This window comes from Micromonospora sp. NPDC047753, assembly GCF_040642735.1.
GTDB lineage: Bacteria > Actinomycetota > Actinomycetes > Mycobacteriales > Micromonosporaceae > Micromonospora.
This window is the reverse complement of sequence record NZ_JBEYSL010000427.1, coordinates 1-5,950: the sequence shown is the minus strand read 5'-3', so window position 1 is coordinate 5,950 and position 5,950 is coordinate 1. Positions and strand designations below refer to the sequence as shown.

Annotated in this window: 5 protein-coding genes; 2 read left to right on the top strand and 3 right to left on the bottom strand. The window is 72.6% G+C overall.

Annotated features, from left to right (window positions below; translation table 11 throughout):
* Positions 1 to 10: 10 nt before the first annotated feature.
* On the top strand, positions 11 to 3,625 hold the full coding sequence (smc, locus tag ABZ749_RS27475; RefSeq protein ID WP_357232887.1) for a chromosome segregation protein SMC: 3,615 nt from the start codon (positions 11 to 13) through the stop codon (positions 3,623 to 3,625).
* Positions 3,625 to 4,245 carry an HAD-IA family hydrolase gene (locus tag ABZ749_RS27470; protein WP_357232885.1) on the top strand — a complete coding sequence of 207 codons (621 nt, stop codon included), beginning with the start codon at positions 3,625 to 3,627 and terminating at the stop codon, positions 4,243 to 4,245. The genes smc and ABZ749_RS27470 overlap by 1 nt, the downstream gene beginning before the upstream one ends.
* A 7-nt stretch (positions 4,246 to 4,252) precedes the next feature.
* Here the strand turns inward: ABZ749_RS27470 and ABZ749_RS27465 are convergent, their stop codons facing one another.
* The 3 genes from ABZ749_RS27465 to ABZ749_RS27455 all read right to left on the bottom strand — a co-directional run.
* Entirely contained in the window at positions 4,253 to 4,774 is a 522-nt protein-coding gene (locus tag ABZ749_RS27465) for a DinB family protein (RefSeq protein WP_357232883.1), read from the bottom strand.
* A gap of 44 nt (positions 4,775 to 4,818) precedes the next feature.
* Positions 4,819 to 5,313 carry a universal stress protein gene (locus tag ABZ749_RS27460; RefSeq protein WP_357232881.1) on the bottom strand — a complete coding sequence of 165 codons (495 nt, stop codon included), beginning with the start codon at positions 5,311 to 5,313 and terminating at the stop codon, positions 4,819 to 4,821.
* A gap of 9 nt (positions 5,314 to 5,322) precedes the next feature.
* Positions 5,323 to 5,950: MFS transporter (locus ABZ749_RS27455; protein WP_357232879.1), on the bottom strand; the 628-nt coding region annotated here is incomplete at its 5' end.

The window sequence follows — 5,950 nt, the reverse complement described above, 5'->3', positions numbered from 1 at the left end:
GATCGAGTAGGTGTATCTCAAGAGCCTGACGGTGAAGGGGTTCAAGTCCTTCGCCTCCGCCACGACGTTGAAGCTGGAGCCCGGGATCACCTGTGTGGTGGGCCCGAACGGCTCGGGCAAGTCCAACGTCGTCGACGCCATCGCCTGGGTCCTCGGCGAGCAGGGCGCCAAGGCCCTCCGTGGCGGCAAGATGGAGGACGTCATCTTCGCCGGCACCGCCGGCCGGGCCCCGCTGGGCCGTGCCGAGGTCACCCTCACCATCGACAACACCGACGGCGCGCTGCCGATCGAGTACACCGAGGTCTCCATCACCCGCCGGATGTTCCGTTCCGGCGAGAGCGAGTACGAGATCAACGGCAACTCCTGCCGGTTGCTCGACATCCAGGAGCTGCTGTCCGACTCCGGCATCGGCCGGGAGATGCACATCATCGTCGGGCAGGGCCGCCTCGACGGCATGCTGCACGCCAAGCCGGAGGACCGCCGCGCGTTCATCGAGGAGGCGGCCGGCGTCCTCAAGCACCGCAAGCGCAAGGAAAAGGCGCTCCGCAAGCTCGACGCGATGCAGGTGAATCTCAATCGCCTGACCGACCTCACGGCGGAGCTGCGTCGTCAGCTCAAGCCACTGGGCCGGCAGGCCGAGGTGGCCCGGCGCGCCGCCGCCATCCAGGCCAACCTGCGCGACGCCCGGTTGCGGCTGCTCGCCGACGACCTGGCCACCCTGCGGACCACCCTGGACCGGGAGATCGCCGACGAGACCGCGCTGCGCGAGCGGCGCGAGCAGATCGAGGGTGAGCACACCGAGGTGCAGGGTCGGCTCGGCGAGTTGGAGGCCGCCCTCGCGGAGGACGCGCCGCTGCTCGCCGCCGCCCAGGACACCTGGTACAAGCTCTCCGCCCTCCAGGAACGCTTCCGCTCGATCGAGCAGTTGGCCCGGGAGCGGCTGCGGCACCTCAGCGCCACCGGCGACGACGAGCGGCCCGGCCGCGACCCGGATCAGCTGGAAGCCGAGGCGGAACGCGTCCGCGAGCAGGAGGAGGAGCTGCGCGGCGCGCTCACCGACGACCAGATCCGACTGGCCGAGGCGGTCGAGCACCGCCAGGAGTTGGAGCGGCAGCTGGCCGCCGCCGAGCGCGAGTTGGTCGCCGCGGCCAAGGCCATCGCCGACCGGCGCGAGGGGATGGCCCGGCTCACCGGCCAGGTCAACTCCGCCCGGGCCCGGACCACCAGCGCCGGCGAGGAGATCGAACGCCTCGCGACCGCGCACGCCGACGCGCTGGGCCGCGCCGAGCAGGCGCAGGCCGACCTGGACGCGGTCGCCGCCCAGTCCACCGAGGCCGACCGGGACAACGCGGACCTGGACGCCCGGCACGCCGAGGCGGTCGCCGTGCAGGAACGGGCCCAGGCCACCGTCCGATCGCTGTCCGACGCCGAGCGGGCCGCGGAGAAGGACGCCGCCTCCTGGAAGGCCCGTGAGGAGGCGCTCGCCCTGGGGTTGCGGCGCAAGGACGGCGCCGGGGCGCTGCTCGCCCGCGGCGGAGACGTGCCCGGCCTGCTCGGCAGCCTCGCCGGGTTGCTCACCGTCGCGCCCGGTCACGAGGCCGCGCTGGCCGCCGCGCTTGGCGGCCTTGCCGACGCCGTCGCCGTCAGTGGGGTGGACGAGGCCGTCGAGGCGATGCGGCTGTTGAAGATCTCCGACGCCGGCCGGGCCGGACTGCTGGTCGGTAGCCCGGCGGGGCCCGGCATGACCGGCTCCGCCGACGCGCTGCGTCCGAAGTTGCCGGACGACGCCCGGTGGGCGCCCGACCTTGTGGAGTGCAGCGCCGAGCTGCGTCCGGCGGTGCACCGGGCCCTGCGGGACGTGGCGCTCGTCGACGATCTCGCCGCCGCCGCCGAGCTGGTCGCCAGCAACCCCGAGCTGCGGGCGGTCACCCCGGACGGTGACGTGGTCGGGGCGTACGCGGCGGCGGGCGGGTCGGCCAAGGCTCCCAGCTACATCGAGGTGCAGGCCGCAGTCGAGGAGGCCCGCGCGAACCGGGTCACCGCCGAACGCGCCGGTCTGGAGCTGCGTGATCAGTTGGTCGAGGCGCGCGCCGAGGTGGCGACCGCCAAGGAGGCCGTGCAGCACGCCGCCGCCGAGAAGCGTGAGGCGGAGAGCCACCGCAACGCCGCCGCTCGCCGGCTGGCCGAGCTGGGCGCGGCGGCCCGTTCCGCGAAGGCCGAGACCGACCGGCTCGGCGACTCCCGCTCCCGCGCCGAGGCCGCCCGGCAACGGGACCTCACCGCGCTCGCCGAGCTGGAGGAGCGGCTACGGCTGGCCGAGGAGACCCCGGTCGACGCCGAGCCCTCCACCGAGGAACGGGATCAACTGGCGGCCATGGTGCCGCAGGCCCGGCAGAACGAGATGGAGGTCCGGCTCGCCGTGCGTACCGCCGAGGAGCGGGTCTCCTCGATCGCCGGCCGGGCCGACTCGCTCGCGCGGCAGGCCACCGCGGAACGGGCTGCCCGGGAACGCGCGGCGGCCCGGCGGGCCGCCCGCGCCCGGGGTGCGGGCATCGCCCGGTCCGTCGCCGGTGGCGCCCGGGAGGCGCTGACCCGACTGACCACCTCGATCGCGACGGCGGAGGAGCACCGCGACGCGGTCGCCCTGGAGCGCGCCGCGCGGGAGGCGGAGCTTCAGGAGGTACGCGGTGCCGCCAAGCGGCTCGGCGCGGAGTTGGAGCGACTGACCAGCCAGGTGCACCGCGACGAGGTGGCCCGGGCGGAGCAGCGGCTGCGCATCGAGCAGTTGGAGGCGAAGGCCGCCGAGGACTTCGGGCTGGACGTGGAGACGCTGGTCGCCGAGTACGGTCCGGCTCAGCCCGTTCCGCCGACCCCGGTGGACGTCGCGACGGCCGAACGTGACGGTCTGCCGGTGCCCGAGCCGGTGCGCTACGAGCGGCCGGTGCAGGAGAAGCGGGCCGCGAAGGCGGAACGGGAACTCGTCCTGCTCGGCAAGGTCAACCCACTCGCGCTGGAGGAGTTCGCCGCGCTGGAGGAGCGTTTCAAGTTCCTCTCCGAGCAGTTGGAGGACCTCAAGGCCACCCGTCGGGACCTGCTCACCGTGGTGAAGGACGTGGACGAGCGGATCCTGGAGGTCTTCGCCAGCGCCTTCGAGGACACCGCCCGGGAGTTCGAGCAGGTGTTCACAGTGCTCTTCCCCGGTGGCGAGGGACGGCTGATCCTCACCGAACCCGACGATCTGCTCACCACCGGCGTCGAGGTGGAGGCCCGCCCGCCGGGCAAGAAGATCAAGCGTCTGTCGCTGCTCTCCGGTGGCGAGCGGTCGCTGACGGCGGTGGCCATGTTGGTGGCGATCTTCCGCGCCCGGCCCAGCCCGTTCTACATCATGGACGAGGTGGAGGCGGCCCTGGACGACGTCAACCTGGGCCGGTTGATCACGTTGATGGCACAGTTGCGCGAGAAGAGTCAGCTGATCGTCATCACGCACCAGAAGCGGACGATGGAGATCGCCGACGCGCTCTACGGCGTGACCATGCGCAGTGGGGTCACCCAGGTGATCAGCCAACGGCTCAACCGGGCCGACGAGGACGACCAGCGGCACGGCCGCGGCGAGGAGAACGGGTAGTGGCTCGGGAACGCGCGACGGCGCTCCTGCTGGACTTCGACGGTGTACTGCGCCGGTGGGACCCGGCGGTGGCCGCCGTTGTCGAGCGGGAGTACGGCCTCTCCGAGGGGGTGCTCGGTGAGATCGCCATGCAGTGGGGGCGGCTCCAGCCGGTGCTCACCGGCCAGGTCAACCACGTTGAATGGATGGACAGCGTGGCGGACGCCCTGGCCGAATCGGTGGGCAGCCCGGAACGCGCCCGCGCCGCTGTGGAGCAGTGGCAGAGCTACCGCGGAGAGGTCGACCAGGAGGTGCTGGCGTTCGTTCGGGAGGTCCGTGCGGCGGGCGTCCGGGTCGGGTTGGGCACCAACGCCACCGACCTGCTCGACTCCGACCTGGCAGCGCTCGGCCTGGTCGGCGAGCTGGACGTGGTGGTCAACTCCTCGGTGATCGGCGTGCACAAGCCCGCCCCGGAATACTTCAAGGCCGCCTGCGTGGCACTGGCCACCCCGCCGGCCCGGGTCCTCTGCGTCGACGACGAGGACTGGGCCGTGCGGGGTGCCCGGTCCGCCGGGTTGTCGGCGCACCGCTGGGGCGGCCACGCGGACCTGCGTTACCTACGGGCGGCCCTGGACTACTGAGCGCCTGTCACTCGCCGGTGACGCCGTCGATGCGTTCCCGGATCAGGTCGGCGTGGCCGTTGTGCCGGGCGTACTCCTCGATCATGTGCACGTACACCCAGCGCAGGTTGAAGGTGCGCTTCTTCGCGCCGACCTCGGTGAACGTCTCGTCGAGCGAGTGGCCGGCGGCGGCCTCGCGGGCCAGCGCCACCTCGCGGTGGAAGATGGCGAAGTCGGCCTCGGCGTCGGCGGTGCTGACGTCGTGGTCGGCGTCCGGGTTCTCCGGGGTGAAGTACGGGTAGTCGACAGGCTCACCGGCGAAGTTCTCCCGGAACCACCAGGCCTCCACCTCGGCCAGGTGCCGGACCAGGCCGAGCAGGGTCAGCCCGGACGGTTCAACGCTGGGCGTGCGCAACTGCTCCTCGGTCAGCCCGGCGCACTTGAGCAGCAGTGTCTGTCGGTGGTAGTCGAGCCAGCCGTCGAGCATGGTGCGCTCGTCGCCGACGTACGGTTCGGGAGTCCGGGTGATCTCCGGTGCGGTCCAGGTCATGCCGCGCATCCTGCCCGGCACCCCGGACATGCCGCGACGGGTTATCAGGGCACCACGACGACCGGCCAGCGGCCGGCACGGACCAGCCGGGTGGCAACCGAGCCGACCAGCCGGTGTCCGGCCTGCTCGGAGGCGCCGACCACGAGCATGTCGGCCTGGAACTCGTCGGCCGCCGCGCACAGCTCGCCGTACGCGTCGCCGCGCCGCACCAGCAGCGTCACCGGAATGCCCCACTGCTCGGCCCCACGCCGGCACTCCCGGCGCAGCTCGTCGGCCAGCTCGTCGTGCGTGCGTTGGATCGCGCCGGCGTCCATGCCGGGAACCAGGGCGGTCAGCCCGCTCGGTGAGCTGACGAAGACCACCACCAGCGCGGCGCTCTGCCGACGGGCCAGGCCGGCGGCGTAGGCACCGGCCCGCTCGGAGGTGCGGGTGCCGTCGACACCCGCCATGATCACCCGAGGGCCGTCCGTGCCGCGCTCGAAGGGCAGCGGTCGGGTCCGGGGGCCGTACTCCTCGCGGTCCGGTGCTCCCACGCCCATGGCTCTACCTCACCTCTGCTCGCCGGTACGGATCACGGGTGCGCCAGCGCCGGCGGCGACTGTCGATTCCCGCTCGACCTGCTCGGAAACCGGGTCGCCGTTGTGCTGGCGCAGCGGCACCTCCTTGATGAAGACCACAGCGATCAGCGCGATCAACGCGAACGGGGCGGCGGCGAGGAAGATGTCACCGGCACCGTGGCCGTACGCGCTCTCGACGACAGCCCGCAGCGGGCCGGGCAGGGTGTGCACGTCGGGCAGGGCGCCGCCGCTGCCCGAGCTGGAGGCGGGGATGCCGAGTTGGGCCAGCCCGTCGGCGGTGTAGTCCTTGACCTTGTGGGCGAGCACCGCGCCGAGGGCGGAGACGCCGATCGCGCCACCCAGGCTGCGGAAGAACGCCACCACCGAGCTGGCCGCGCCGAGCTCGTGCGGGCCGACGGTATTCTGCACGGCGAGGACCAGGTTCTGCATGGTCATGCCCAGGCCGACACCGATCAGCAGCATGTAGACGCTGAGCAGGGTGAAGCTGGTGTCGGCTCGCAGGGTGCCCATCAGCGCGAAGCCGACGGTGAGCAGCGCCGACCCGATCACCAGGTACCGCTTCCAGCGGCCGGTCTTGCTGATGACCCGCCCGATGACC

Excerpts from the sequence above, each read along its gene's own strand:
- ABZ749_RS27465 (WP_357232883.1), bottom strand. The coding sequence starts at position 4,774 with ATGACCTGGACCGCACCGGAGATCACCCGGACTCCCGAACCGTACGTC.
- ABZ749_RS27460 (WP_357232881.1), bottom strand. The coding sequence starts at position 5,313 with ATGGGCGTGGGAGCACCGGACCGCGAGGAGTACGGCCCCCGGACCCGA.